26 protein-coding genes are annotated in these 25,356 nt (G+C 70.5%); 19 read left to right on the top strand and 7 right to left on the bottom strand.

Annotated features, from left to right (window positions below; translation table 11 throughout):
* Positions 1 to 28: 28 nt before the first annotated feature.
* Positions 29 to 1,024, bottom strand: coding sequence for a hypothetical protein (locus tag ACYVF3_RS07330; RefSeq protein ID WP_461153422.1), 996 nt, complete (start codon positions 1,022 to 1,024; stop codon positions 29 to 31).
* Positions 1,025 to 1,601: 577 nt separating this feature from the next.
* Between ACYVF3_RS07330 and ACYVF3_RS07335 the strand changes: the two genes are divergently transcribed.
* The 4 genes from ACYVF3_RS07335 (at position 1,602) to ACYVF3_RS07350 (ending at position 6,244) form a co-directional block, all read left to right on the top strand.
* Positions 1,602 to 2,468: a S8 family peptidase gene (locus ACYVF3_RS07335; protein ID WP_461153423.1), complete on the top strand. Its 867-nt coding sequence runs from the start codon at positions 1,602 to 1,604 to the stop codon at positions 2,466 to 2,468.
* Positions 2,469 to 2,580: 112 nt separating this feature from the next.
* On the top strand, positions 2,581 to 3,165 hold the full coding sequence (locus ACYVF3_RS07340) for an RNA polymerase sigma factor (RefSeq protein WP_461153424.1): 585 nt from the start codon (positions 2,581 to 2,583) through the stop codon (positions 3,163 to 3,165).
* Complete coding sequence (locus ACYVF3_RS07345; protein ID WP_461153425.1) at positions 3,162 to 3,635, top strand: hypothetical protein; 474 nt, start codon at positions 3,162 to 3,164, stop codon at positions 3,633 to 3,635. Before ACYVF3_RS07340 ends, ACYVF3_RS07345 begins: the two co-directional genes overlap by 4 nt.
* Complete coding sequence (locus tag ACYVF3_RS07350) at positions 3,632 to 6,244, top strand: CHAT domain-containing protein (RefSeq protein ID WP_461153426.1); 2,613 nt, start codon at positions 3,632 to 3,634, stop codon at positions 6,242 to 6,244. Before ACYVF3_RS07345 ends, ACYVF3_RS07350 begins: the two co-directional genes overlap by 4 nt.
* Positions 6,245 to 6,248: 4 nt before the next feature.
* Here the strand turns inward: ACYVF3_RS07350 and ACYVF3_RS07355 are convergent, their stop codons facing one another.
* Positions 6,249 to 7,418, bottom strand: coding sequence for a pyridoxal phosphate-dependent aminotransferase (locus ACYVF3_RS07355; RefSeq protein ID WP_461153427.1), 1,170 nt, complete (start codon positions 7,416 to 7,418; stop codon positions 6,249 to 6,251).
* 211 nt (positions 7,419 to 7,629) lie between these two features.
* On the opposite strand from ACYVF3_RS07355, the gene ACYVF3_RS07360 reads away from it, so the two are divergent.
* A complete protein-coding gene (locus tag ACYVF3_RS07360) occupies positions 7,630 to 8,838 on the top strand; it encodes a DUF445 domain-containing protein (protein ID WP_461153428.1) in 1,209 nt (402 codons plus the stop codon).
* A gap of 28 nt (positions 8,839 to 8,866) precedes the next feature.
* On the opposite strand, the gene ACYVF3_RS07365 is transcribed toward ACYVF3_RS07360, so the two are convergent.
* Positions 8,867 to 9,412 (bottom strand): CGNR zinc finger domain-containing protein, encoded by a 546-nt coding sequence (locus ACYVF3_RS07365; RefSeq protein ID WP_461153429.1) that lies wholly within the window; start codon positions 9,410 to 9,412, stop codon positions 8,867 to 8,869.
* A gap of 102 nt (positions 9,413 to 9,514) precedes the next feature.
* On the opposite strand from ACYVF3_RS07365, the gene ACYVF3_RS07370 reads away from it, so the two are divergent.
* From ACYVF3_RS07370 to ACYVF3_RS07395, 6 genes are all read left to right on the top strand, one after another.
* Positions 9,515 to 9,895, top strand: a complete 381-nt coding sequence (locus ACYVF3_RS07370) for a VOC family protein (RefSeq protein WP_461153430.1) — start codon at positions 9,515 to 9,517, stop codon at positions 9,893 to 9,895.
* 92 nt (positions 9,896 to 9,987) lie between these two features.
* Positions 9,988 to 10,404, top strand: coding sequence for a helix-turn-helix domain-containing protein (locus tag ACYVF3_RS07375; protein WP_461153431.1), 417 nt, complete (start codon positions 9,988 to 9,990; stop codon positions 10,402 to 10,404).
* A 6-nt stretch (positions 10,405 to 10,410) separates the two neighbouring features.
* The gene (locus ACYVF3_RS07380) at positions 10,411 to 11,100 is read left to right on the top strand and encodes a hypothetical protein (protein WP_461153432.1); all 690 of its coding nucleotides are present in this window, start codon (positions 10,411 to 10,413) and stop codon (positions 11,098 to 11,100) included.
* A gap of 114 nt (positions 11,101 to 11,214) precedes the next feature.
* Positions 11,215 to 11,499: a DUF2516 family protein gene (locus ACYVF3_RS07385; RefSeq protein WP_461153825.1), complete on the top strand. Its 285-nt coding sequence runs from the start codon at positions 11,215 to 11,217 to the stop codon at positions 11,497 to 11,499.
* Positions 11,500 to 11,537: 38 nt separating this feature from the next.
* A complete protein-coding gene (locus tag ACYVF3_RS07390) occupies positions 11,538 to 12,239 on the top strand; it encodes an alpha/beta fold hydrolase (RefSeq protein ID WP_461153433.1) in 702 nt (233 codons plus the stop codon).
* 19 nt (positions 12,240 to 12,258) lie between these two features.
* Positions 12,259 to 12,807, top strand: coding sequence for a YbaK/EbsC family protein (locus ACYVF3_RS07395; protein WP_461153434.1), 549 nt, complete (start codon positions 12,259 to 12,261; stop codon positions 12,805 to 12,807).
* A gap of 132 nt (positions 12,808 to 12,939) precedes the next feature.
* On the opposite strand, the gene purU is transcribed toward ACYVF3_RS07395, so the two are convergent.
* The 4 genes from purU to ACYVF3_RS07415 form a co-directional block, all read right to left on the bottom strand.
* Positions 12,940 to 13,812, bottom strand: a complete 873-nt coding sequence (purU, locus tag ACYVF3_RS07400; protein ID WP_461153435.1) for a formyltetrahydrofolate deformylase — start codon at positions 13,810 to 13,812, stop codon at positions 12,940 to 12,942.
* 32 nt (positions 13,813 to 13,844) lie between these two features.
* On the bottom strand, positions 13,845 to 14,570 hold the full coding sequence (locus ACYVF3_RS07405; RefSeq protein ID WP_461153436.1) for a maleylpyruvate isomerase family mycothiol-dependent enzyme: 726 nt from the start codon (positions 14,568 to 14,570) through the stop codon (positions 13,845 to 13,847).
* A gap of 72 nt (positions 14,571 to 14,642) precedes the next feature.
* The gene (locus tag ACYVF3_RS07410; RefSeq protein ID WP_461153437.1) at positions 14,643 to 15,497 is read right to left on the bottom strand and encodes a class I SAM-dependent methyltransferase; all 855 of its coding nucleotides are present in this window, start codon (positions 15,495 to 15,497) and stop codon (positions 14,643 to 14,645) included.
* A 6-nt stretch (positions 15,498 to 15,503) separates the two neighbouring features.
* A complete protein-coding gene (locus ACYVF3_RS07415; RefSeq protein WP_461153438.1) occupies positions 15,504 to 16,022 on the bottom strand; it encodes a DUF2505 domain-containing protein in 519 nt (172 codons plus the stop codon).
* A 37-nt stretch (positions 16,023 to 16,059) separates the two neighbouring features.
* On the opposite strand from ACYVF3_RS07415, the gene ACYVF3_RS07420 reads away from it, so the two are divergent.
* The 8 genes from ACYVF3_RS07420 (at position 16,060) to ACYVF3_RS07455 (ending at position 25,249) form a co-directional block, all read left to right on the top strand.
* Entirely contained in the window at positions 16,060 to 17,172 is a 1,113-nt protein-coding gene (locus ACYVF3_RS07420; protein ID WP_461153826.1) for a UDP-N-acetylmuramate dehydrogenase, read from the top strand.
* Between the two features lie 76 nt (positions 17,173 to 17,248).
* Positions 17,249 to 18,256 (top strand): chymotrypsin family serine protease, encoded by a 1,008-nt coding sequence (locus ACYVF3_RS07425; RefSeq protein ID WP_461153439.1) that lies wholly within the window; start codon positions 17,249 to 17,251, stop codon positions 18,254 to 18,256.
* A gap of 273 nt (positions 18,257 to 18,529) precedes the next feature.
* Positions 18,530 to 19,669, top strand: a complete 1,140-nt coding sequence (locus tag ACYVF3_RS07430) for a L,D-transpeptidase (protein WP_461153827.1) — start codon at positions 18,530 to 18,532, stop codon at positions 19,667 to 19,669.
* A 251-nt stretch (positions 19,670 to 19,920) separates the two neighbouring features.
* Positions 19,921 to 21,216: a D-inositol-3-phosphate glycosyltransferase gene (gene mshA, locus ACYVF3_RS07435; protein WP_461153440.1), complete on the top strand. Its 1,296-nt coding sequence runs from the start codon at positions 19,921 to 19,923 to the stop codon at positions 21,214 to 21,216.
* Positions 21,213 to 21,695, top strand: coding sequence for a type III secretion system chaperone family protein (locus ACYVF3_RS07440; RefSeq protein WP_461153441.1), 483 nt, complete (start codon positions 21,213 to 21,215; stop codon positions 21,693 to 21,695). The genes mshA and ACYVF3_RS07440 overlap by 4 nt, the downstream gene beginning before the upstream one ends.
* Positions 21,696 to 22,336: 641 nt before the next feature.
* The gene (locus tag ACYVF3_RS07445) at positions 22,337 to 23,080 is read left to right on the top strand and encodes a phosphoglyceromutase (RefSeq protein ID WP_461153442.1); all 744 of its coding nucleotides are present in this window, start codon (positions 22,337 to 22,339) and stop codon (positions 23,078 to 23,080) included.
* Positions 23,081 to 23,333: 253 nt separating this feature from the next.
* Positions 23,334 to 24,572, top strand: a complete 1,239-nt coding sequence (locus ACYVF3_RS07450) for a sensor histidine kinase (RefSeq protein WP_461153443.1) — start codon at positions 23,334 to 23,336, stop codon at positions 24,570 to 24,572.
* Complete coding sequence (locus tag ACYVF3_RS07455) at positions 24,569 to 25,249, top strand: response regulator (RefSeq protein WP_461153444.1); 681 nt, start codon at positions 24,569 to 24,571, stop codon at positions 25,247 to 25,249. The genes ACYVF3_RS07450 and ACYVF3_RS07455 overlap by 4 nt, the downstream gene beginning before the upstream one ends.
* The last annotated feature ends 107 nt before the right edge of the window (positions 25,250 to 25,356 follow it).

The following is a 25,356-nucleotide window of genomic DNA, read 5'->3' on the forward strand; positions in this document are numbered from 1 at the left end:
CCGTTCGACGCAGCTCGGCCTGCCATGATTAGTCAGGCGATGCGGTGGTTTCGGTCGATCGGGTGTCGATGTCCGGACCGATGTCGCGCTGAGCCACGAAGATGGCCGCGCTGTCCGAGAGATCAGGTGTGCTGGGCAGGATCGCGTGCGCGTTGCGCAGGCCTCCGATGCCGCCGACGCTCGCCGCGGTCAGCGAGCTCGCCGGCGGTGAGCAGGGAGACGGCGCAGCGGGACTCGTGCCGCCCGGCGGTTCGGCGTCCGGCGCTCGCCCGTCGTCGGGCGCTCGCGGCTGCGCGTCGCCTTGGGCGGTGCGGGTGCCCGTCGCCTTCGCCGAATGACGTGTCGTCGGCCCGCTGAACAGGGCGGGGGCCGCGTCGTCCGGCTGGGCCTGGGCGATGGCCTGGGGATGGGGGTAGCGCGGCTGGCCTGCCTTCGCAGCTGCACCGGGCTTGCCCTGGGACGCGGACTTGCCTTCGGACGCGTTGCCGTTCGATGAGGAATCGTTCTCGGAAGCGGAGTTCGCGTTCGACGAGGAGTTGCCGTTCGAGGCCGAGCTCGCATTCGACGCGGAGCTCGACTGCCCCTGGGCCGACGCGTTGTCGCCGGTCTCGGGTTTCGCCGGAGCCTGAACGGCGGGCTCGGCGGGAGCGGGCACCACGGGAGTCGCCGGTTCGGTCTTCTCGACCTCGGTCGGCTTGGCCTTCTCGGGCTTCTCGGGCTGGACCGGTTTCCGGGACTTGCTGCTCCCGGTGGAATCGCCGCTGGTCTTGGTGGCCTTCGATTCGGAGGCCTTCGCCGCGGGCTCGGCCGATCCGGCGGAGTCAGATCCCGTCGCCTTCGGGCCGTTGCCCGGCTTGCTCGACGCGTGCGCGGAAGCGGACTGCGAGGTGCTCGGCTTGTCGGCGTGCGCGTGCTCGGCGGCGGAGGCCGCCGTCGCGCCACCGACCATCATGCCCAGGCACAGGAAGCTGAAGACGGATGTCCGGACGAGGAACGCGGCGGTGCGCGAACGGGGACCGCGCATTGCGCGAATTCCCTTCACGGTCACCACCGCCAATTCGGTCCAGTCCGCGCTGCTCGGCGCGGTGGGGCAACGATTGCGCCGCGAACGGCGCCTCCGGCTGACATTCAACCACTCCAGGGGGCGATTTCGGACCACCTGGAGCGACGATCACGACAGTTGGGCCAGCATTCTCCATGCATTCGGGGGACTCCGGAAGGGGCCAAATGTTGTCGGAAGGGGTAGTCCCCTTTCCTCGAAGGAGTCTCGTCCGCTGTGGACTTGGCCCGAAAGATGCAGAGTGTCCGCTGTGGATCAGGAACACATTCAGGAACGACTGGGTCTCGAAGACCTTCATCGCATCTGGGCCTCCTACGGCCACGAGATGTTGTTGCACGATCCAGGCGGGAATGGTGAATGCCTGGTCAGGCGAGGTGAGTTGCTCGCCCCGGCGAATTCGTTGGACCCCGTTCTCGACCGGTATCGCAGGTGGATTGATCGGGTGCACCACGACGAGGGCTTGTTGCTCGCCCGAATTCGGCTCCGCGATGCGGAACGCGACCACTGCGTCGATCTGGCGAGGGAAGGCGCGGGAGTGTCGGTGAACAACGTTCACGTCGGCAGTCCGGTCATGTTCGGAACACCGGTGATGTTCGGCACCGGAAAGGAAGCGGAATTCACCCGTCCGGTTGCTGAGCCGCCCTGGGTTGAATGGGAACCGCGGATTTTCGTCGGCGTGCTCGACACCGGTTGCGATCCCCATCCCTGGTTCGCCGGACGGTCCGGATTCGAGGCGGTTCCGGAAGAGCTGGACGCCGATGACGACTCCGGCCAGGACCGGCAAGCGGGGCACGGCACGTTCGTCAGCGGCGTCGTCCTGCAGCACGCCCCGGGTGCGATCGTCAGACCGCGCCGGGTGCTGTCCTCGCTGGGCTTCACCGACGACTACACCGTCGCCTCCGGGCTGCGCGCCCTGCGCCGCGCGGCCCAGCGCCGCGGCGAACCGGTCGACGTGGTGGTGCTGACCTCCGGGTGCCGGACGGTCGACGACCGCTGCCCGGACGTGCTGACCGCCGCGCTGGAAGCGATGTCCCCGGCCGTGGTCGTGGCGGCCGCCGGGAACCACGGCAGCACCAGGCCCTTCTGGCCGGCCGCCGCGCCCGACGTCCTGGCGGTGGCCGCCACCGGTGCCGACGGCAAGATCGCGCCCTTCTCCAACACCGGCGACTGGGTCGACGCCGCGGCACCCGGCGTCGACGTGCGCAGCAGCTTCGTCCGCTTGACCCCCGGCGGCGGTCGCCGCTACGGCTACGCGCGCTGGAGCGGGACGTCCTTCGCCGCTCCCCGGGTGGCCGCGGTGATCGCCACCGCCCTGCAGGCGGACCGGGATCCCGCGCGGGCCCGCGACCACGTCGAGCACTTCTACCCGTACGCGACGGCGTTGCCGGAGCCCGTCGCCGCGGAGTGATCAGCTTTACCCGATCGTGCGGTATCCGGCGCCAATTGAATCTTTGCGGCCCCCTTCGTCCTCTTACTCGGTGGGAAGGAAGAGAGATCACCGAGCTCCGGAGGTGCTGGACGTGTACGAGGTCGGGGAAGCCGGTCCGGCTGCGGCGCTGCTGAATCGGGCGGCGTCAGGGGACGAACAGGCGTGGCGGGAACTGGTGGACCTGTACACGCCGGTGATCTGGGGTGTCTCGCGGGCGTTCGCCGGCACCACCGCCGACGCCGAAGACGTCTGCCAGGCGACCTGGCTGTCGCTGGCGGAGAACATCGAGCGGCTCCGGCACCCCGGGGCGCTGCCCGGGTGGCTGGTCACCACCGCGCGGCGCGAGGCGATCCGGCTGCGCCGCGCCCGCGCGCGAGAAGCACCGGTCGGGCTCGACACCGACCACCTGGGGGCGGCCGAGCACTCCGAAGCCGCCGAGAAGCTGGCGCTGCGCATGGTGTCCGGCACGCGTCTGGCGAAGGCCTTCGGCGCTCTTCCGCAGCGCTGCCAGCAGCTCCTGCGGGTCTTGGCGGTCACGCCGGAAGCGAGCTACGCCCAGGTCAGCGAGGCGTTGGGAATACCCAGAGGAACGATCGGCCCGAAGAAGGGCCGGTGCCTGGCCGAGCTGCGCAGGCGGCTCGTGGGCACCGATCTGCCCGAGGAGGTGGCGGGATGAAGCAGTCGATCCCGGCGGAACTGCGCCGGTTGCGGGAGATGTTCCAGACCCAGGACCCGGTCCCGGAACGGGTGCTGGCCGGCTCCTACGCGGCGGTCGCTCTGCGGGCGACCGGCCGAGACCGAGGAGAGCTCAAGCTCGTCGGCGATTCCGCGGACGAACTCGTCGGAGTGCGGTGCGGAAGTCCGCAGCCTCGGGTGCTGACGTTCGCGATGCCCGGACGGGTGCTGGAAATGGACCTGGTGCCCACGGCAGCCGGTCTGATCACGGTGTCCGGGTTGGTGCTCAACCGGGCCGGTCAGGCGACGCCGACCGGCGAGGTCGTGCTGCGCCACCCGGACGGTGAGCGCATCGGCGAACTGGACCGGCACGGCGCGTTCGAGGTGACCGAGGTGCCGCGCGGGCCGCTGAGCGTCGGCTTCCGCCCCGAGCGGGCCGAGGCCGCCATCGCCGATTGGCTGGTCTGTTGAGCGCCGCGACGGCGGTGGCACCGCCGCGCGCCATCGCAGCAGCGCTGCGCTGGCGCGACGAGGCGACGGCAACACCGAGGGCCGCGCTCGCCGAGGCCGAGCGGTTGCTGTCGGGCGCGGCCCCGGAAGGCGAGCTGCGGGTGCTCGCCCGGCACATCGCCGCGCTCGCGGCGGTCGAGCTCGGACAGGTCGACGAGGCCCGCGGGCACGTGCGGCTCGGGCTCTCCACCGCCCACCGCGGCGGGTGGTCGAAGCGGGCGGCGCAGCTCCAGCTGACCTTGGCGTGGATCGAGCTGGAACGCGGGGCGACCGGTGCGAGCTGGGCCAACCTCGCCGCCGCCGAACCGCACCTGCCCGCCGAAGACCGGCCGCGGGCGACCTGCTTGCGCGGACTGCTGCACTGCCAGCGCGGTCATCACCGCGACGCGCGAATCCGCTTGACCAGCGCGCTGGTGCACCTCGGAGGAGATCGGCACTGGAGCGCCAACGCGCTGCTCGGTCGCGGTCTGGCCAACCTCTACACCAACCGGTTGACCGAGGCCGAGCAGGACCTGGCCGCCGCCGAGCGGATCTTCGCCGCCGACGGCCGGGGGATGCGCGCAGCGGGCTGCACCCACAACCGGGGCTGCGTGGCGTTCCGGGCGGGCGATCTGCCCCTGGCGCTGCGGCTCTTCGAGCAGGCGGCGGACGCCGGTCTCGACGGCACCGCGAATCCGGAGGCTCTCGTCGACCGGGGCGAAGCGCTCGCCGCGGCCGGGCTGACCCGGCAGGCCCGCGCGGTCATGGAGCAGGCCGCGCAGCGGCTGGCCGCCACCGGGCGTCAGGGCAGGCTCGCCGAAACCCGGCTGGCGCTGGCCGGGTGCGCGCTGCGGGACGGCGATCCGGCCGCGGCGGCCGAGGCGGCGGGCGCGGCGCGACGCTTGTTCCGGGGCCAGAAGCGCCCGGCGTGGGCGGCTCTGGCCTCGGCGATCATGTGGCAGGCCAAGCTGGCCTCCGGGCACAACACCCGCTACGCGCTGACGGCGGCTCGCCGGGCGGCCACCGCCTGCGAGGAGTTCGGGTGGCGTGCCACCGCCGCCGAGCTCCGCCTCGCGGCCGGGCGGACAGCTCAGCTGGCGGGCCTGAACTCGGTGGCGCGCAGGCTTCTCGGGCGGTGCACCCGGCTCCGCGAGAGCACCATGCCACCGCAGCTGCGAGCTCTGGGATGGCTGGCCGAGGCGTTGCTGGCCGAACAGGAGGGCAGCACCTCGCGGCTGCTGCGGGCGTGCCGCTCCGGGCTCGAAGCCATCGACGGTCAGGCCGAGGGCATGGCCCCGTTCGAGCTGCGGGTGCACGCGCTCGGGTTGATCGACGAACTCGGCGAGGTCGCGTTGCGCGCCGCGTTGCGCATCGGTGACCCGCAGCTGGTGCTGCGCTGGACCGAGCGGTCCCGGGCCGGCGCACTGCATCGGCGGGCGCTGCGCCCGCCATCGGATCCGAGGCTCAACGCCGCCCTGGTCCGGCTGCGCGGCGCGGTGCTCGACGCGCAGCGTGCGGAGGACCCGGAGAGCGCGATGAGAAGCGTTGCCGAGCTCGAAGAACGGGTGCGGCACCAGGCGGTCCTCGTGGAGGGCCGCACGGATCGGCTGCGCGCACCCGCTGAGCTCGCCGAGATCAGCGCGGAGCTCGGCGACGCCGTGCTGCTGAGCCTGTTCTCGGAGCGGGGCAGGCTGTTCGCGGTGTCCATCGTGGACGGTGAGGTCGAGCTGCATGTGCTCGGCCCGGAAGCCGCCGCGGAGAGCCAGGCGGTCCGGCTCCGGCACCTGCTCGCACGGCAGGCCTGCGGCGTCGCCTCACGAGCGGCACCGATGTTCGAGCACGGCGTCGAGCTGGCGGCCGCCGAGCTCCAGGCGCAGCTGCTGGCGCCGGTGCTGCCCGCGCTCGGGCGGGGACGTGAACTCGTCGTGGTGCCCACCGGTCGGCTGCACCTGCTGCCGTGGGCCGTGCTGCCCGCGTGCCGGGGCACCGCGGTCACGGTCAGCCCGTCGATCCGCTGCTGGCTGGGCGGCGCGGCGCGTGCTCGCGCCGCCGATCCGGCCGGGTCCAGGGTGTGGGTGGCGGGCCCGCATCTCGACCACGCCGAATCCGAGGTCGCCGCGCTGCAGCGGCGTCACGGCGGGAGGTCGCTCACCGGGGAGGAGGCGCGAACCGATCTCGTCCTGTCCGAACTGGACGGTGCCCGGGTCGCGCACCTGGCCGCACACGGCCACTTCCGCGACGGCCAGCCGCTGCTGTCGTGCCTAGACCTCGACGACGGGCCGCTCTACGCGCACGACCTCGACGGCTTGCGCCGCAGCCCCACCACGGTCGTGCTCTCGGCCTGCGACGTCGGGAAGTCCGCGATCAGCAAGGGCGATCAGCTCAGCGGGCTGACCGCGACCCTGCTGGACCGCGGAACGGCGACGGTGATCGCGAGCGTCGTCCCGGTCCCCGACGAGCGGACCGCGGCGGTCATGCTGGCGCTGCACGACGCGCTCGACGAGGGCCTGCCACCGGCGGCCGCGCTCGCGGAAGCCCAAGCGCGGCACGGCGAAACCGGGTTCATCTGCATCGGCTACGGAGGTGGGTGAACGACTACCGCAGCTTGTGCAGGCGGCGGATGCCCTCGTCGAGGACCTCGTCCTTCTTGCAGAACGCGAAGCGCACCAGGTGCCTGAAGTCGTCGGGGTTGTCGCAGAACACCTGAACCGGGATGGCCGCGACCCCGGCGCGCTCCGGCAGCGAGCGGCAGAACTCGGCGCCATCGGTGAATCCGAGCGGTCGCACGTCGGCGCAGATGAAGTAGGTGCCCTCGCTGTCGAGCACGTCGAACCCGGCTTCGGTGAGGCCCTGCGACAGCCGGTCCCGCTTGCCCTGCAGATCGGAGCGGAGCTGGTCCACCCAGGTCAGCTCGGTGCGCAGCGCGTGCGCGACGGCCGGCTGGAACGGTGCGCCGCCGACGAAGGTCATGAACTGCTTGGCGGCGCGCACGGCTCCGACCAGCTCGGCCGGGCCGCACACCCAGCCGATCTTCCAGCCGGTGGCGCTGAAGCTCTTGCCGACGCTGGAGATCGACACGGTCCGCTCGGCCATGCCGGGAAGTCCGGCCAGCGGGTGGTGCTCGCGGCCGTCGAAGAGCAGGTGCTCGTAGACCTCGTCGGTGACCGCGACGACGTCGTTGTCCCGGCAGACCTCGGCGATCGCGGCCAGCTCGTCGTCGGTGAACACGGTTCCGGTCGGGTTGTGCGGTGAGTTGAGCACCAGCGCGCGGGTCTGCGGGCCGACGACCGACCGCAGCTGGTCGAGGTCGAGCTCGAACCGGTGATCGGGCCCCTGGCGGAGACCGACGGTCTTGCGGACCCCACCGGCCATGGCCACCGCGACCGGGTACGAGTCGTAGTAGGGCTCGATGAGCACTACCTCGTCACCGGGCTCGACCAGCGCGATCATCGTCGCCGTCAGCGCCTCGGTGGCTCCGACGGTGACCAGCACCTGGTCCTCCGGGGAGTGCTCGATGCCGTATCGGGTGGCGCGGTGCTCGCTGATGGCCGCGCGCAGCTCGGGCTCACCCGCGCCGGGCGGGTACTGGTTCACGCCGTTGGCGATGGCCTCCTGCGCGACGCGCAGCATGCTCTCCGGGCCGTCGGTGTCGGGAAATCCCTGGCCGAGGTTGACCGCGCCGGTGCGGCGGGCCAGCTCGGTGATCTCCGCGAAGATCGTGGAGGTGAAGGGCCGGAGGCGGGAGGTCAGAGCAGGAGTGCGCACGCCTGCGGAGCCTAATGCATCGAACGAGGCCCGTGACCAGCGTTTTGTTCCCGCCTCACGGGCCTCGGGGGTGGCGCTGACCCCGGAGCCGGGTGCTATGAGGAAGGCCACGCCTCCGCGTTCGCCCCGGTTCGTCCGAAAACGCTGCAACAATCGATGCGTGCACCCCACATCGGTTCCCGACACGGAAAAGCGCCGGAGTCTTCGGCGGATGAAGGCCGTTGCCACCGGATTCCTGCTGGTGGCGGTCGTGGTCTACTTCTTCGCCCGCTGGCAGGAGAACGCCGGGGCCGGCGCCTGGGTCGGCTACGTCCGGGCCGCTGCCGAGGCGGGAATGGTCGGCGCGCTGGCCGACTGGTTCGCGGTGACCGCGCTGTTCCGCCGCCCGCTGGGGTTGCCGATCCCGCACACCGCGATCATCCCGACCCGCAAGGACACCATCGGCCGCAGCCTCGGCGACTTCGTCGGCACCAACTTCCTCGCCGAGGACGTGGTGCGGGACAAGCTGCGCAGCGCGGAGATCAGCCGTCGGATCGGGCTGTGGCTCGACGACGACGATCACGCAGAGCGGGTCACCTCCGAGCTGGCCACGGCGGTGCGCGGTGCCGTGCAGGTGCTCCGCGACGACGACGTGCAGGCCATCATCGAGCACGGCGTGGTCCGCAAGCTCGTCGACCAGCAGTGGGGGCCGCCGCTGGGTCGCATCCTGGGCCAGGTGTTCAGCGACGGTTCGCACCACAAGCTGGTCGACCTGGTCTGCGACCGCGCCTACGACTGGGTGCGCGACAACCACGAGACCGTGCTGCGGGTGGTCAGCCAGCGGGCTCCGTCCTGGTCGCCGAAGTTCGTCGACGCGATGCTCGCGGACAAGATCTACGCCGAGGTGCTCTCCTTCGCCTGGGCGGTGCGGACCGACTCCGAGCACCCGATGCGGCAGGCCGTGGACCGCTTCCTCGTCGAGTTCGCCGAGGACCTGCAGCACGACGAGAAGACGATGGCCAGGGCCGAGCAGATCAAGCACCAGGTGCTGGAGCACCCCGAGGTGCAGAACCTGGTGTCCTCGGCCTGGGGCACCGCGAAGAAGATGCTGCTCAACGCCGCCGAAGACCCCTCAAGCGAGCTGCGCGTGCGGGTCAGGGACGGTCTCCGCTCGCTCGGCGCCCGGCTGCACACCGAACCCGAGCTGCGAGCCAAGGTCGACGGCTGGCTGGAGGGAGCTGCGACCTACGTCGTGGCGAACTACCGGGACGAGCTGACGACGCTGATCACCGACACCGTGGAGCGCTGGGACGCCCAGGACACCTCGCGCAAGATCGAGCTCCAGGTCGGTCGCGACCTGCAGTTCATCCGCATCAACGGCACCGTGGTCGGCGCCCTGGCCGGCCTGGCGATCTACACGATCTCGGAGCTGCTGTTCTGAGGTTCCGCCACCGGCGCCCGGAGCGCGGCTAAGCCGTGGTGTGCCTCTCGCGCCAGGAGCGGGCCTTCTCCCTGTTGCCGCAGACGCGCATCGAGCACCAGGTGCGGGATCGGTTGCGGGAGCGGTCGTAGAACGCCCACAGGCAGTCCTCGGCCGGGCAGATCTTGATCCGATCCCAGTGCTCGGTGTGCACCAGGCGCGCGGCGGCCACCAGAACGCTGCCGAGCGCGTCCACGCCGACCAGCGATGGGACGCCGTTGCGCAGCTGGACCTGCACCGGCCACGTCGTGTTCGCGAAGTCCGCGGGGCGCACCCCGCAGGACACCGCCGAGCGCATCGTGTCGCGCATCTCGCGGGCGGCTTCGACCTCGGGAACCACGACCATTCCGCGTTCGGTGCACCACCGCTGCCAGTCGGCGTGATCGTCGAGGACTTCGGTGCCCTTCTCCGCGTCACAGGTGTTGAGGAAGGCCAGGACTAGCTCGATGTCGTGGTCGAAGTCGAGTCCGACCGCCTCCAGCACGGGCGCGCGGTCCACTTCCGGAGCGACAGCTCTGCTGTTCACGGACACCATCGTAAGCCAGTAGGGGGTTGCGGCCGACCCCGCTAACCAGCATTCTGCCTCTTGACGGTTAGTAACCGTCGTCACTGATTCACAGGTTAGAGAGGGAAGCAGATGACCGCGCTGAAGCTCGCCGCGTACGCGATCGATTGCACCGACCCGCGCCGGCTCGCCGAGTTCTACGGGCGCTTGCTCGGCTGGGAGATCGACGAGCCGGAGTCCGAGGATCACTGGGTGGAGCTCGCCGATCCGTCGGGCGGGGCGCCGCTGGCCTTCCAGCTGGTCCCGGACCACCGGCCCTCCAGCTGGCCGAGCCAGGAGGTTCCGCAGATGGCGCACCTCGACGTCCGGGTGTCCACCCTCGACGAGGGGCACGAGCGGGCGCTGGCGGCGGGCGCCGTCCAGTTGCCGCAGCCGGCTGATCAGCTGAACGCGAAGTTCCGCGTCTACGCCGATCCGGAAGGTCACCCCTTCTGCATGTGCGCATGTCAGTAGGTTGTTCGCGGAGTGGGTGCAGGGTGTTAGCTGCGTGCTTGCAATAGTTAGCACTCGGCGTTATCGTGGGTCTTGATCCGGAGAGGTGCCCGATGGAGCGGATGGACAAAGCCGTCCCCAAAGCTGTGAACCAAGCGGTCAGCGACCTCGGGAGCTACATCCGGACCCAACGCAACAACGCGCAGATCTCGTTGCGGCAGCTGGCGAAGCTCGCCGGAGTGTCCAACCCGTATCTGAGCCAGGTCGAACGCGGCCTGCGCAAGCCGAGCGCGGAGATCCTGCAGCAGATCGCCAAGGGTCTGCGGATCTCCGCCGAGGCGCTCTACGTGCAGGCCGGGATCCTGGAAAGCCGCGAGTCAGGGCCCGTGGTCGACGCGGTCCTCGCCGACCCGGAGCTCAACGAGCGGCAGAAACAAGTGCTTCTGGACATCTACTCCTCGTTCCGGCGCGAGCAGGACGCCGCGGAGGGCGGGGACACCGACGGGAACACCCACCAACCCGAGGAGTGAACCGCGATGCCGGCTTTCCCCAAGACCGACGACGTGAACAAGGCCTTCAAGGACGGCGTCGACCAGGCGCGCACCCCGCTGCTGGCGGCCCTGGGCGCCGGTGACCTGGCTGCTCAGGCCGTGCTCGACGCGGTGAACAAGTTCCGCACGCAGGTCAACGAGCGCACCGAGTCCGCCCGCTCCGAGCTGCCGAAGGACTTCACCGAGTTCAAGGCCAAGCTGGACCCGTCCGAGGTCCGCAAGCAGCTGGAGACCTACGGCGAATCGGCCCGCAAGCTCTACGACCAGCTCACCGAGCACGGTGAGGAGACCTTCAAGAAGCTGCAGGACACCTCGCAGGTGAAGAAGGTCCGCGAGCAGGTGGGCACCGCTCAGGGCCGGGTCGAGAACACCGTCGGCGACGTGCGCGGACTTGCCGACGACGTGCTGGGCCGGGTCACCCGGACCTTCACCAAGGAGGAGGCCGAGGCTTCGGGCACCGCCCAGTCGACCCCGGCCGAGCCCGCGGCGAAGCCGGCCGAGGCCAAGGTTGCCCCGCAGCCTGCGGAGACCGAGCCCGCCGAGGCGAAGCCCGCTGCGACGAAGCCCGTCGAGCCGAAGCCCGCTGCGGCCAAGGCCACCCCGGCGGCCAAGCCGACCACCCCGAAGGCGACCACCGCCAAGAAGTCGACCACCCCCAAGACCAGCGGCAACTGATCACCGCGAGCGCCGGTCCCGGTACCCGATGGGTGCCGGGACCGACCGCTGTGAAGGCGGGTGCCTTCCGCTGCGCCCAGCACGTAAGGTGGAGACGTGGGTTTTTCGAGCGGAATGCCGCTGTACTGGTGGATCCTGTCGGTCATCTGGATCGTGGGCATCCCGGTCGGTGTTTTCGCGTTCGTGCACGCCGCGCTGCAGCGCGCGGATGCCTTCACGGCCGCGGACAAGCTGAACAAACTGGCCTGGATGGGGATCACCGGTGCCGCCGCGCTCCTGCTGATCCTCGACATGCGCGGTCCGTACGGGATCATCTGGATCGCCGGCCTGGTCGCCGCGCTCGTCTACATCGTCGACGTCCGGCCCAAGGTCAAGGAAGTCCAGGGGCGGTCCTGGTAGTGCGCACCCGCTCGCGGGTGCTCGGAACCGGAGCCCCGGTGACGCTCGTCGTGCACGGACTCGGCGCGACCGAGGGCGAAGCGCGGATCCCCGCGTCCGGATTGCGCGGCACACGGGTAGTGGTGACCTTGCCCGGCCACGGGTCGGCGCCGGACGCTCCGGCCGGTTACTGGAACTACGGTTCTGTCGCCGCAGACGTGCTCGCGGTCGCCGACGAGGTCGGTGCGACCCAAGCCGTCGGCGTCTCGCTCGGATCCGGTGCGCTGACCCGTATCGCCGCCGAACACCCCGACCGCTTCCAGCGGCTCGCGCTGCTGCTCCCCGCCGCCCTGGACCGTCCTCGTGAGCCGGCTGCCGCCTGGGCTTACGAGCGCCTAGCCGATGCGGTCGCCGCCGACGACGGCGGTGCGAGCCTGCGCGAGGTCCTGGCCGCCGAGGTCCCGTCGGGTGTTGAGGTCGGCGATCATCTCGATCAGCGGGCCCGCGCGCTCGCCCGGCTCTCCGAAGCTTTGCGCGACCTGCCCGATCAGGTCCCCGTCCTGGACGCGGGCGCTCTGGCCGAGGCCACGGCCGAGGTGCTGGTCATCGGCGCGACCGAGGACCCCATGCACCCGGCGTCGGCCGCGAAGGCGACCGCTGCGGCGTTCCGCGAGGCGCGGCTGGAGCTCCTGGAGTCGCAGGCACCGATGCTCACCCACCGCAGGCAGCTCCGGGACCTGCTGACGAACTTCCTGCGCTGAAGCCTCTATCGTGCGGGTCATGGGATTCGACTGGTCCGATGCGGCGGGGAAGCTGGACGTCACCACTGCGCTCGAACGGCTGGACCTGCTGGCCGACCCGGTCGCCGAGTCCGTGCGCGGCATCGGTGACGAGCGGGTGGGTGCCACCGAGATCGACCCCGAACTCGCCGACACGGCCGCGTTCTGCGAGCAGTACGGCTCACCGCTGGAGCGCTCGGCGAACTGCGTGGTGGTAGCGGGCAAGCGGTCCGGTGAGGTCCGCCACGCGGCGTGCGTCGTGCTGGCCACCACTCGCGCCGACGTCAACGGCGTGGTCAAGCGTCGGCTCGACGTCCGCAAGGCGTCCTTCGCCGCGATGGACGTGGCCGTGGCCCTGACCGGCATGGAGTACGGCGGGATCACCCCGTTCGGGCTTCCCGAGTCGTGGCCGGTCCTGATCGACCCGGGGGTCCTGGAAGCGGGCGTGGTGGTCGTGGGGAGCGGCCTCCGCCGCAGCAAGATCATCACCCCGGCGGACGTCCTCGCAGGACTCCCCGCGGCGGAAGTCCTCGAAGACCTCGCCCGCTGAGCGTCGTGTGGCCGTGCGGCAGTTTTGGTCCGAACCGTCCACCGTCAACGTCCCTTTTGCCCGGACAGTTCGGACCAAAACTGCCCTAGGTCCAGGACCGCAGGTCCGCCACGAGGCTCGGAAGCCGGGCGCTCAGAAGACGACCGTGCGCTGGGCGTGGACCAGGACCCTGTCCTCGACGTGGGCTCGGAGTCCCTTGGCCAGGACCATCTTCTCGATGTCGCGGCCCTTGCGGACCATGTCGGCCACGTCGTCGGTGTGATCCACCCGGATCACGCCCTGCTCGATGATCGGTCCCGCGTCGAGCTCCGCCGTCACGTAGTGGCAGGTCGCGCCGATCAGCTTCACCCCGCGCTCGTAGGCCTGGTGGTAGGGCCTGGCCCCGGCGAACGACGGCAGGAAGCTGTGGTGGATGTTGATCGCCTTCCCGGTCCACCGCTCGCACAGCTCCGGCGGCAGCACCTGCATGAACCGGGCCAGCACGATCGCGTGCGGGTCGTGCTCCTCCGCCAACGCCCTGACCCGGTCGAACGCAGCCGCCTTGGCGTCGGGGTCCTTGCTGAAGGGCACGTGGTGGAACGGGATCCCGTGCGCCTCGGTGATCGCGCCGAGCTCGGGGTGGTTCCCGATCACCGCGCACAGCTCGACGTCCAGCTCTCCCGAGGAGACCCGGCCGAGCAGGTCGTGCAGGCAGTGCGCTTCCTTCGACACCAGGACGACGACCCGGCGGCGCTCGCCGGTGTCCCAGATCCGCCACTCGGCGCGATCGCTGAGCTCCCCGGCGACGTTGGCGAAGCGTTCGCGCAGCTCGTCGATGCCGAAGGGCAGCGAGTCGGCGCGCACCTCCTGCCGGGTGAAGAACCAGCCGGTCGCCGTGTCGGTGTGGTGGCCGGCCTCCACGATCCAGCCGCCGTGCTCGGCGAGGAAACCGGAGACGCGGGCGACGATCCCGGTGCGGTCGGGGCAGCCGAGGCTGATGACGAAACGGCGTTCGGAAGAGCTCACGAACGTGATTGTTGCAGGTGGGGTGGGTTCTCTCAGCGTCCGGCCGCCACCGCGGCGAGCGCGGTGTCGCCGGTGACCACAGCGGAGCTCGGCCGTCCCCACACGCGTCGGTAGAGGGCGTCGGCGGTGCCGGCGATGGTCGCGCCGGTCTCCAGCCCGGCGTCGGACGGAGCGCCGGTCGTCGGCGGTTCGCCCGCCCGGTAGGTCACCAGCCAGGCCCGGCCCGCGTCCGCCGCGTGGTAGAGCGCGGTGCCCTCGTGCTGCCGGGTCGTCCAGTCGCCCAGCGGCAGCAACCTGGTCAGCATCTCGTCGATGCCGTCGGCCGCCAGCTCGGGATCGAAGAACAGGTCACCGCCCTGCCCGAGGGCGAGTTCGACGTCGAGGCGGTGGATGGCGGTCTCGTGCGCGACCCGCCGGGCCCAGTCCGCGGGGGTGGCGCTGGTGGAGAACCACCACACCTCGCGATCGAGGTCCATCGTGGACAGACGGGTGCGCAGGTCCTCGCGGAGCTCGTCCCACCAGGACAGCGCGGCGTCGAAATCCGCCGGTGCCTCGGCGACTTCCGGCCTGATGCCGCCGGGCTCGACCTCCAGCGACGTCCGGGCGCGCGCGTAGGCGCGGGCGACGTGACCGGTGAGCCGCCGGACGTCCCAGCCCGGGCAGGTGGGCACGGCGGTGTCCGGGTCCGCCTGCAGCACCGCGCGCCGGAAGGACTCCGCCTGCTCCTGGAACGCCCTGAGGTGGAAGTCGAGAGCCATGCCCCCATTAAAGTCGCTGTCGTCCCGGACGGGAAAGGAACGGCGCCCGCGCGGGTCGTCGGAGATCTCGGATCAGATCTCCGGGGCGACCGTCGTCCAGGGGACGGTGAGCTCGCCGAGTCGCCAGCGGCGGCGCCGGTCGAGCACCGGCCATCCCCGCTCGGCGAACAGGCCGACGGCGTGCGCCCAGCGCGCCCGGGGCCCGAAGGTGGCCAGCGGAGCGGCCTTGGCCCAGCAGGCGTCGAGCTCGGTGAGCAGCGCGTGGATCCGCTCACCGGGAACGTTGCGGTGGATCAGCGTCTTGGGCAGGCGTTCGGCGAGATCGGACGGCCTTTCGATGTCCGAGGGCAGGCAGGCGAAGGTGAGCGTGCGCGGCCCTTCCCGGGTGAGGGTCACCCAGCAGCAGCGGCGGCCGATCTCGTCGCAGGTGCCCTCGACCAGCAGCCCCTCGGGTGCGAGCCGGGAGCACAGCTCGTCCCAGGCCTTCCGGGCTTCCGGTTCGGTGTACTGGCGCAGCACGTTGAGCGCGCGGATCAGGGCGGGCCCGGAGGAGCCGCGAATCCCGGCGGCGAGCCCGGCGAGTTCGAAGCCGCCGCGGCGGAACTCCAGCCGGGGAGGGTCGGCGACGGCCTTGCCCGCCGCGACCCGATCGGGGTCGATCTCCAGGCCGACGACCCGCAGCCGCGGGTGCAGGCCGGACAGCCGCTGCGCGAGTTCGACCGTGGTCGTCGGGGTGGCGCCGTAGCCGAGGTCGATGACCACCGGCTCGTCCGAGCTGCTCACGGCCCGCGCCACCTGCGGTGTTCCCGCGATCCAGCGGTCGATGCGGCGCAGCCGGTTGGGGTTGGTGGTGCCCCGGGTCGGCATGCCCATCGCGCGGGCGCGGCCGGCCGCGAGCCGGGGGTTGCGCTTCTTCGGAGCGTTCATCGCGGCTCAGCCGCGCTGGGCCAGCCAGGCGGCGGTGAAGTTGTCCTCGTCCACCAGCATCTTCTGCACCTGGTCGACGACGAGGTCTTCGAGCTTGCCGGAGACGAAGGGGACGGTGACCTTGACCGAGCCCTCCACGACGAGCTCGCTGACGGCGGTGCCGGTGGGCGACACGAGGTCGCGCAGCCACATCGATCCGGTGACCGAGCACGGCGCACCGGCGATCTCCGCGGCGATCTCGCCCGTGTAGTGGCCGTCCTCCTCGCGCCGCCAGGACTCGCTGCGGTCGATGAGGAGGTCGCCGCCGACGACCGTCCGGGCCAGCGACGGGAGCTTGTCGGCCGGGATGCCCTGCCGGGTCTGGAAGCGAGCGCCGTCATCGGTGTCCACGTGCTTGACCAGCGACGCGGTGGAGCCGCCGAGCTCCTCGAGACGTGCTGCGAGGTAATCGGAATCGATCAGCGCCCGGTACACCTCGACGGCGGACCGTTCGGAGGTGCTGCGGTGCTCGATGCGGCGTGCCATGCAGCGGAGGTTACCTTTGGCAATCGTGAGTGCCTCCATGTCCGGTGCCGAAGAAGTGCGCGACAACACCGCCCTGCCCGGGGAACGAGCGGGCCGCGGGTCGCCGCTCGCCGAGCACACGAGCCTGCGGCTCGGTGGTCCCGCGACCGGCACGGTGGTCGCCACCAGCGACGACGAGCTGATCGACGCGGTCCGGGCGGCCGACGACGGGGGTCACCGCCTGCTGGTGCTCGGCGGCGGTTCGAACCTGGTCATCAGCGATGCGGGGTTCGACGGTCACGTCGTGCGCATCGCCACGAAGGGCCGCGAGTACGACAACGTCGGGGACGGCGCGGTCCAGCTCACCGCCGAGGCGGGTGAGGACTGGGACGAGGTGGTCGCCGACTCGGTCGAGCAGGGGCTGGGCGGGCTCGAATGCCTGTCGGGCATCCCCGGCCTGGCCGGCGCGACCCCGGTGCAGAACGTCGGCGCCTACGGTGTGGAGATCTCCGAGCTGCTGGTCTCGGTGGACCTGCTGGACCGCGGCACCGGTCGGGTGCGCACCGTGCAGGCCGCCGATCTGGGCCTGACCTATCGCAACAGCGTCCTCAAGCACAGCCACGCGGCGGTGGTGCTGCGCGCGCGGTTCCTGCTCCGCGACAGCGGGCTGTCGGAGCCGATCCGCTACGCGGAGCTCGCCCGGACGCTGGGCGTGGAGCCCGGCGAGCGGGTCGAGGCGGCGAAGGCGCGGCAGGCGGTGCTGGAGCTCAGGCGCGGCAAGGGCATGGTGCTCGACCCCGACGATCACGACACCTGGAGCGCGGGCTCGTTCTTCACCAACCCGATCATCGCCGAGGCGGACCTGCCCGAGGTGATCGCGGGCATCGCCGCGAAGGTCGGTGCCGACCAGCGGATTCCGCAGTACCCCGCCGAGGGCGGTGGCAAGCTGTCCGCGGCGTGGCTGATCGAGCGGGCCGGTTTCGCCAAGGGTCACCAGGGGCCGGGCGGGCGCGTGGCGCTGTCGAGCAAGCACACCCTCGCGCTGACCAACCGAGGCGGGGCCACCACCGCTGATCTGCTGGAACTCGCGCGCGAAGTCCGGGACGGCGTGCGTTCCGCCTTCGGGGTCACCCTCGTGCCGGAGCCGGTCATGGTCGACTGCGAGGTCTGACTAGCGACCGTAAGGGTGACTCTTAGTGACTGATTGATAACCCTGAGTGTTAAATGGTGTGGGTGGAGGGGCCCGCATGCTGAGCATCAGGGAACTGAGGGACCGGGCGGTGATCCGCCCCATCAAGCGCGCCGTCGAGGATCAGCTGCTGGATCTGCCCGGCGTGACCGGCGTGGACATCGGCAGCAGGACGCGCGCGGGGAGTCGTCTCCGGGAGCAGGCGATCGTCGTGTCTGTGGTCGGCAAGCGACCGCGCGAGTCACTCGATCGTGCCGCGTGCGTGCCCGCCGAGGTGTTCGGCATCCCGACCGACGTCGTCGAGGAGCAGCCGGTCCTCCAGCACATCCACCGCGCGTGCGACGAGCAGCTGCCCTGGCCGAGGCGGACGATCGGTTCCGACGGTGGTCACCCCGGATGCCCGCTCCGCGCTGTGCGCGGCGGCAGCGGGCTCGCGCCGTGCCGGTCGGTCCGGATGGGGGTGCGCGACTACCACCGCATCGGCACCCTCGGGGTGATCGTGACCAGCGACTCCGCCGAGCCGATGGGGCTGACGACCTTCGACGTCGGCTGCCTGGACGACGCGTGGTCGGTGGGCGACCGGATGACCGACGCGGACAGCGGCCGGGTCCACGCCGAGCTGGCGCGCGCGGCGTTGTCCGGCCGGGTCGACGCGGCCGCCGTCAGCCTGGTCCCCGGGCTCGCGGCCTCGCGCGAGATCGGCGCCCTGGGGCCGGTGACCGGCCACGCCCGGGCCTACCCCGGCGAGCTGGTCCGCAAGCACGGGTTCGGCACCGGTCTCACCGACGGCTTCGTGACGTCCGTGGACGCCACCATCCGGGTTGATCACGGGGTGGCCTTGGGGGTGCGGGTGCTGCGGGAGCAGATCCGGATCACCACCGACCAGCCGCGGTTCTGCGGTCAGGGCGACGCGGGCGCGGCCGTGGTCGACCCGGCGGGCCGCCTGGTCGGTCTGCACGTGGCCGGTGCGGGGGACGGCGCGATCGGGTACGCGACTCCCATCGGGGACGTGCTCTCCGAGTTGGACGTCCGGCTGAATCCGCAATCGCAACCGCTCGGCGTCTGAGGGCATTTCGCGCGCATCGTCCCGGATTCCTCTCCGAAAGTCCTTTTCGGCGGAATGCGCGCCTCGCGATCCGGTTGACGTGCTCGTCGGCTCCTGTGATGCGATGCACAGCGGCGTTCGGACATCTTTTCGGGCCGCCACACGTCTTTCTCTGTGGGGGCGGGAAATCCGTCGGCCGGGGAGAAGCGGCAAAGTGACCGCCTTTTCGGCGATGTCCTTTTTGCTTAGTTCTGAACTCAATTTCAGAGAGGATTTTTCAAGGTGAGTGGTGTGATGCGGCTGCCGTGGCGCGTGGTGTTGGGTGCGCTGGCGGCCGTCCTGCTGATCTCGAGCTGTTCCGGGCAGCCTCAGGGGCAGCCCGAACCCGCTCCGCCGGTCGCCGCGGTCCACTTCGAACCGGGTGCCGGTGCGGGTGAGGTCAGTCCGACCGCTCCGATCAAGGCCACGGTCGACAAGGGCCGCTTCGAGTCCGTTCAGTTGACCAACGCCGATGGCAAGGCCGTCGCCGGGCAGCTGTCGCCCGACGGCAAGAGTTGGCAGGCCACCGAGGCGTTGGGCTACGGCAAGGACTACACGTGGTCCGGTCAGGCCGTGGGTGCTGACGGGAAGAAGGCGCCGGTGCAGGGCTCCTTCACGACGGTGCAGCCGAAGAAGACCGTCCGCGCCACGGTCAACCCGACCGACGACGCCCAGGTCGGCGTCGCGATGCCGATCAGCGTCAAGTTCGACGAGCCCGTCAAGGACAAGGCCGCCGCGGAGCGAGCGCTGAGCGTGCAGGCCTCGAAGCCGGTCGAGGGCTCGTGGGCGTGGCTGTCGGACAAGCAGGTCGACTACCGGCCCAAGGAGTACTGGCCTGCCAACACGCACGTCACGGTCAAGGCCGACCTCTACGGCGTGCCCTACGGCAACGGGGCCTACGGCCTCGCCGACCTGACCAGCGATTTCGACATCGGCCGCGCGCAGATCGTCAAGGCCGCGGTGGGCACCCACCAGATGGTGGTGATCCGCGACGGCAAGCAGGTCGCCAGCTACCCGGCCAGCTACGGCGAGGAGTACGACCCCGGGCGCAACACCCCGAACGGCACGTACATCGTGATGCAGAAGAACCCCGTCGAGATCATGGACAACCCGCGCTACGGCTACCACGACGTGCGCAAGACGTTCGCGGCCCGCTTCTCCAACCACGGTGAGTTCATCCACGAGAACCAGGAGAACGCCGCGGCGCTGGGCAAGGTCAACAACTCGCACGGTTGCGTCAACCTCAGCGCCGCCGACGCGAAGGCCTACTACGACAGCGCCCTGCTGGGCGATCCCGTCGAGGTGACCGGATCGGCCAGCGCGATGGAGCCGCGCTACGACGTCTACGACTGGATCCTGTCCTGGGACCAGTGGAAGGCGAAGTCCGCCCTCTGATCGATGGTGGTGGGGGGTGGGGAAGTTTTCATGAAAACTTCCCCACCCCCACCCCACAGCACGCCGTCCGGAGGGCCTGTGACGGTAGCCACCGGGGGGCTGCGGAGCGGAGGTCCCGCCGTCTCTCGGGGGTAGCGTCGTGGGCTGGCTCCGAGGTTTCGACGCGTCGACGGGAATGTTTCGGCGGCGTGCGGTGTCGGGGTTGATCGGGTCCGAACAACTCGGGCCGACCGGCTTGCGATGGGCAGCAGATGACTTCCAGGACATTACGCATGCGGCCTCGCCGCGCCGCCGTCTTCTCGTTGCACACCTCGCCGCTGGAGCAGCCCGGCACGGGTGACGCGGGCGGGATGAACGTCTACATCGCCCAGACGTCCCGCCGGCTGGCCGAACTGGGCACCGAAGTGGAGATCTTCACCCGCGCCACCTCGTCCGACGTCCCGCCGATCGCGGAACTGGCGCCCGGGGTGCTGGTCCGCAACGTCGTCGCGGGCCCGTTCGAGGGCCTGGACAAGAACGAACTCCCCTCGCAGCTGTGCGCGTTCGCCGCAGGCGCGCTGCGGGTGGAGGCCCGGCACGAACCGGGCTACTACGACCTCGTGCACTCGCACTACTGGTTGTCCGGGCAGGTCGGCTGGCTGGCGCGGGAGCGCTGGGGCGTGCCGCTGGTGCACACCGCGCACACCTTGGCGAAGGTCAAGAACGCGAGCCTGGCCGAGGGGGATTCACCGGAGCCGCGGGTCCGGGTCCTCGGTGAGGAGCAGGTCGTGGACCAGGCCGACATGCTCGTGGCCAACACGGAGTTCGAGGCCACCGACCTCGTCGATCGCTACGGCGCCGATCCCGGTGCGGTGGCCACCATCCCGCCCGGTGTGGACGTGGACGTCTTCACGCCCGGCGACGTGCAGGCCGCGCGCGACCAGCTGGGCGTTCGGCCCGGGTCCCTGGTGCTGGCGTTCATCGGGCGGATCCAGCCGTTGAAGGCCCCGGACGTGCTGCTGCGCGCCGCGGCCGAACTGCTGCAGCGCCGCCCCGAGCTGCGCGAACGACTGGTCGTGCTGGTCGTGGGCGGTCCGTCCGGCAGCGGTCTGGAGCGCCCGCGCGCCTTGCAGCAGCTGGCGGTGGACCTGGGGATCGACGACGTGGTGCGCTTCTTGCCGCCGCGCGGCGGAGCGGAGCTGGCGCAGGTGTACCGGGCCGCCGACGTGGTGGCGGTGCCCAGTCACAACGAGTCCTTCGGGCTGGTCGCGCTGGAGGCGCAGGCGTGCGGCACGCCGGTGGTGGCCGCGGCGGTGGGCGGCTTGCCGGTCGCGGTCCGCGACGGCGTGTCGGGGCTGCTCGTCGACGGTCACCGAACCGAGCAGTGGGCCGAGGCGCTCGGCTCGCTGGTGCTCGACGCGGGCTTGCGGGAGCGGCTGGCGAGCAACGCGCGCGGGCACGCGACGGCGTTCTCGTGGTCGCGGACCACCGAGTCGCTGCTCGACGCCTACGCGCAGGCCAAACTGTCCTTCCACCGGAGTCTGCCGATCGAGGAGGTGACGGCGTGAGCCCCGAGCAGGTGATCACGTCCACGCTGGAGGCCAACGAGCTCGCCTACCAGGACAAGGGTGACGGCCGGTACTTCGTGACGTTGCCGGGGACGAAGAAGCTGCAGACCAACTGCTGGCTGATCGTCGCCGAGCACGCGCTGCTCGTGGAGGCGTTCGTCTGCAGGCAGCCGGACGAGGCTCACGAGAACGTCTACCGCTACCTGCTGCGCCGGAACGCGAAGCTCTACGGCGTCCACTACACGATCGACAAGACCGGGGACATCTACCTGGTGGGCCGGATCGGTCTGCACGCGGTCACCGCGGAGGAGCTGGACAGGATCCTCGGCCAGGTCCTGGAGGCGGCCGACGGGGACTTCAACACCCTCCTGGAGCTCGGCTTCGCCACGGCCATCCGCAGGGAGTGGGCCTGGCGCGAGTCCCGAGGAGAATCCCTCGCCAACCTCCAACCCTTCAAGCAACTGGTAGACGAGGACTGAAGGCAAAAGCCACAAAAGAGCACGTCAGGCAAGCGCCAAGGGCGCTTTCTCCTTGCCCCACCCGAGCAACTGACACCGCCGGGGGTTCTGAGCGGCTTCGTGGCGAGCACGCCGCGACGATGTGTATTGGCATACATGAGGAGTGGCGCGCGGAGTCCACGGAGCCGCTCAGGTTCCCCTACTGGCACCGCCAAGCAAAAGGACCACGGTCAGAAGAACAAGAAAACCCCACGAGGGGGGCGGCTCGGGAGAGAGGGGGAGTCACGAGCTCGAGCCGCCCCACCACGGTGGTCCCGCCGGAGAGCCGTAGGGCGGGGGGCACCCTGTGGCCTGGCGGGTGCGGTTCGTTGGGGGAGCTGAACCGCGTTTCTCGCTCTCGCAGGATCGGGGAGTGCGTGGGAGCCGATCAAGGAGAGCATTGTCAACTTCGCAGAGTTACGTAGCCGCCACAAGGCCGCCGCATTACTCCATTCGTGTGATGTTGTGTATGAAATCTAAGGCAGCTGCCCTGGAGAAGCCCATATCTTCGACGGAAAGTGACGATCGCCACGGTCGTGTCACATCCGGGCGGTGATCCCGTAACTCTCGGGTGAACCTCACAACCTCGCTGCCTCGCGAATCGGTGCGGATAGCCTGGGGCCATGACTTCGACTTTGGTGCTGCTGCGGCACGGTGAGAGCACGTGGAACGCCGAGAACCTGTTCACCGGCTGGGTGGACGTCCCGCTGTCGGACAAGGGCCAGGCCGAGGCCAAGCGCGGCGGTGAGCTGCTGCGCGAGGCGGGGACGCTGCCGGACGTGCTGCACACCTCGCTGCTGCGCCGCGCGATCTCCACCGCCAACATCGCCCTGGACGGCGCCGACCGGCACTGGATCCCGGTCAAGCGCGACTGGCGGCTCAACGAGCGCCACTACGGCGCCTTGCAGGGCAAGAACAAGAAGCAGACGTTGGAGGCCTACGGCGAGGAGCAGTTCATGCTCTGGCGCCGCTCCTACGACACCCCGCCGCCGGAGATCGAGCTCGGCGACGAGTTCAGCCAGGACGCGGACCCGCGCTACGCCGACCTCGGTGCCGAGATGCCGCGCACCGAATGCCTCAAGGACGTGGTGGCCCGGCTGCTGCCGTACTGGGAGTCGGCGATCGTGCCGGATCTCAAGGCCGGCAAGGTCGTGCTGGTCGCAGCCCACGGCAACTCGCTGCGCGCGCTGGTCAAGCACCTGGACGGGATCTCCGACGAGAAGATCGCCGGGCTGAACATCCCCACCGGCATCCCGCTGCGCTACGACCTCGACGAGAACTTCAAGCCCACCAACCCGGGCGGCACCTACCTGGACCCGGAGGCCGCCGCTCAGGCCGCCGCGGCCGTGGCCAACCAGGGTCGCTGAACCCGAGCCGACGACGGAGGGCGTCTCGGAGCACGCATCCGAGGTGCCCTCCAGTCGTCACTCACGTGGGTGATGGGTGGCGAGAATTCGCCCACTTGCCCAACGGAGCGCTACGGAAGCCCGGTCGGTAGCTGAACCCCCTCCGATCAGGGGGTGAACCACAGGTGAAGAAGCTCCCGATTCGTGTCATGGGCGTCACTGAACGCCCTCGTGGACTGGCATTTCCCCACCACCGCTTGCTTACGATGCAGATGTGACCGCTTTGGGCTACACCGCCCTGATCATCGCCGCGCTCCTGCTGGGCGCGGCCGGCGGATTCGTGGCAGCCGGAGGATCCCGGCCCTACCGCAAGTCCAAGCCGCAGGGCCCCACCGTCGCCGAGCTCCTGCAGCGCCAGGTGCACACCAGCACCAGCGGGGTCGTGCTCCTCAACCGCTTCGGCGACGTGGTGCTGCACAACCCGCGCGCCGTGGAGCTCGGCGTCATCCACGACTACCGGGCCGATCCCCGCGCGCAGAAGGCCGCTGAGCGGGCGCGCGAGACCGGCGAGACGGTGACCGTCGACCTCTGCCCGCTGGACGGGCGGGCCTCGCTGTCCGGCCGTGCTCCGAGCGCCGTGCTCGGTGACGTCCGGTCGCTCGGCGACGGCTTCACCGTCGTCGATGCGGCCGACCAGTCCGACTCGGTGCGCCTGGAGGCGACCCGGCGCGACTTCGTCGCCAACGTCAGCCACGAGCTCAAGACCCCGGTGGGGGCGCTGGCGCTGCTGGCCGAAGCGCTGCTGGACAGCGCGGACGACCCGGAGGAGGTGCGGCGCTTCTCCACCAAGATCCTGCACGAGTCGACCCGCCTGGGAACGCTCGTGTCCGAGCTGATCGCGCTGTCCCGCCTGCAGGGCGCGGAGCGGTTGCCGGAGCTCACCACGATCGACGTCGACGAGGTGGTCGAGGAGGCGCTGGGGCGCTCCCGGCTGCCCGCCGAGTCCGCGGGCATCGAGATCGCGGTCGACGGATCGTCCGGTTACCTGCTGGAAGGCGACCGGGCGTTGCTGGTCACCGCGCTGACCAACCTGGTCACCAACGCCATCAACTACTCGTCCCACGGGAGCCCGGTGTCGATCTCGCGCCGGCTGTCCGAGGACTACGTCGAGATCGCGGTCACCGACCGCGGTATCGGCATCGAAGCCGAGCACCACGAAAGGGTGTTCGAGCGGTTCTTCCGGGTGGATCCCGCTCGTTCGCGGGCCACCGGCGGTACCGGTTTGGGGTTGGCCATCGTCAAGCACGTCGCCGCGAACCACGGAGGCGAGGTGAAGCTGTGGAGCAGACCGGGGACGGGCTCCACCTTCACGCTCCGGGTGCCCAGGCACAGCGCCGGCGAGATCGACGGCGAGGAGCCGACCACCGAACCCGATCGGGCGGCACCTGCCGCGCGGTCCACCACCGAAAGTGCGGACGGCGTGACAACCGTCGAAACGGGAGGAGTCCGGTGACCAGAGTGTTGATCGTGGAGGACGAGGAGTCCTTCGCCGACCCACTTGCCTTCCTGCTGCGCAAGGAGGGATTCACGGCCGCCGTAGCGACCAACGGCACCGATGCCCTGGACGAGTTCGACCGCAACGGCGCGGACATCGTGCTGCTGGACCTGATGCTGCCCGGGATGAGCGGCACGGACGTGTGCAAGCAGCTGCGGCAGCGCTCCGCGGTCCCGGTGATCATGGTGACCGCCCGCGACAGCGAGATCGACAAGGTCGTGGGCCTGGAGCTCGGCGCCGACGACTACGTCACCAAGCCCTACTCGGCGCGCGAGCTGATCGCCCGGGTGCGGGCGGTGCTGCGCCGCCGCGGTGAGGCGGAGGAGCTGCAGCCGCAGGTGCTGGCGGCCGGTCCGGTGCGGCTGGACGTCGAGCGGCACGTGGTGACCGTGGAGGGCGAGGACGTGAGCCTGCCGCTCAAGGAGTTCGACCTGCTTGAGTACCTGCTGCGCAACGTCGGCCGGGTGCTCACCCGCGGTCAGCTCATCGACCGGGTGTGGGGCGCGGACTACGTCGGCGACACCAAGACCCTGGACGTGCACGTCAAGCGGCTTCGCTCGAAGATCGAACCGGATCCGGCGGACCCGCGCTACCTGATCACTGTCCGTGGTCTCGGCTACAAGTTCGAGGCCTGAGCCGGCCAGGTGTGATCCGTCGCATCCCCGAGGGGCTGCTGACCTGGTGGCGGGCGCGGCGGGAGTGTTCCGGGACGCAGTTTTCCGCCCACCTGCCGCCCGGCCAC

It is taken from the genome of Saccharopolyspora tripterygii, assembly GCF_054778355.1.

Coding starts and splice junctions, on each gene's coding strand:
- ACYVF3_RS07445 (WP_461153442.1), top strand. CDS start 22,337: ATGACTTCGACTTTGGTGCTGCTGCGGCACGGTGAGAGCACGTGGAAC.
- ACYVF3_RS07345 (WP_461153425.1), top strand. CDS start 3,162: ATGAAGCAGTCGATCCCGGCGGAACTGCGCCGGTTGCGGGAGATGTTC.
- ACYVF3_RS07395 (WP_461153434.1), top strand. CDS start 12,259: ATGGGATTCGACTGGTCCGATGCGGCGGGGAAGCTGGACGTCACCACT.
- ACYVF3_RS07405 (WP_461153436.1), bottom strand. CDS start 14,570: ATGGCTCTCGACTTCCACCTCAGGGCGTTCCAGGAGCAGGCGGAGTCC.
- ACYVF3_RS07410 (WP_461153437.1), bottom strand. CDS start 15,497: ATGAACGCTCCGAAGAAGCGCAACCCCCGGCTCGCGGCCGGCCGCGCC.
- ACYVF3_RS07385 (WP_461153825.1), top strand. CDS start 11,215: ATGCCGCTGTACTGGTGGATCCTGTCGGTCATCTGGATCGTGGGCATC.
- ACYVF3_RS07330 (WP_461153422.1), bottom strand. CDS start 1,024: ATGCGCGGTCCCCGTTCGCGCACCGCCGCGTTCCTCGTCCGGACATCC.
- ACYVF3_RS07380 (WP_461153432.1), top strand. CDS start 10,411: ATGCCGGCTTTCCCCAAGACCGACGACGTGAACAAGGCCTTCAAGGAC.
- ACYVF3_RS07360 (WP_461153428.1), top strand. CDS start 7,630: ATGAAGGCCGTTGCCACCGGATTCCTGCTGGTGGCGGTCGTGGTCTAC.
- ACYVF3_RS07365 (WP_461153429.1), bottom strand. CDS start 9,412: ATGGTGTCCGTGAACAGCAGAGCTGTCGCTCCGGAAGTGGACCGCGCG.
- ACYVF3_RS07375 (WP_461153431.1), top strand. CDS start 9,988: ATGGAGCGGATGGACAAAGCCGTCCCCAAAGCTGTGAACCAAGCGGTC.
- ACYVF3_RS07415 (WP_461153438.1), bottom strand. CDS start 16,022: ATGGCACGCCGCATCGAGCACCGCAGCACCTCCGAACGGTCCGCCGTC.
- ACYVF3_RS07370 (WP_461153430.1), top strand. CDS start 9,515: ATGACCGCGCTGAAGCTCGCCGCGTACGCGATCGATTGCACCGACCCG.
- ACYVF3_RS07430 (WP_461153827.1), top strand. CDS start 18,530: ATGCGGCTGCCGTGGCGCGTGGTGTTGGGTGCGCTGGCGGCCGTCCTG.
- mshA (WP_461153440.1), top strand. CDS start 19,921: ATGACTTCCAGGACATTACGCATGCGGCCTCGCCGCGCCGCCGTCTTC.
- ACYVF3_RS07425 (WP_461153439.1), top strand. CDS start 17,249: ATGCTGAGCATCAGGGAACTGAGGGACCGGGCGGTGATCCGCCCCATC.
- ACYVF3_RS07420 (WP_461153826.1), top strand. CDS start 16,060: ATGTCCGGTGCCGAAGAAGTGCGCGACAACACCGCCCTGCCCGGGGAA.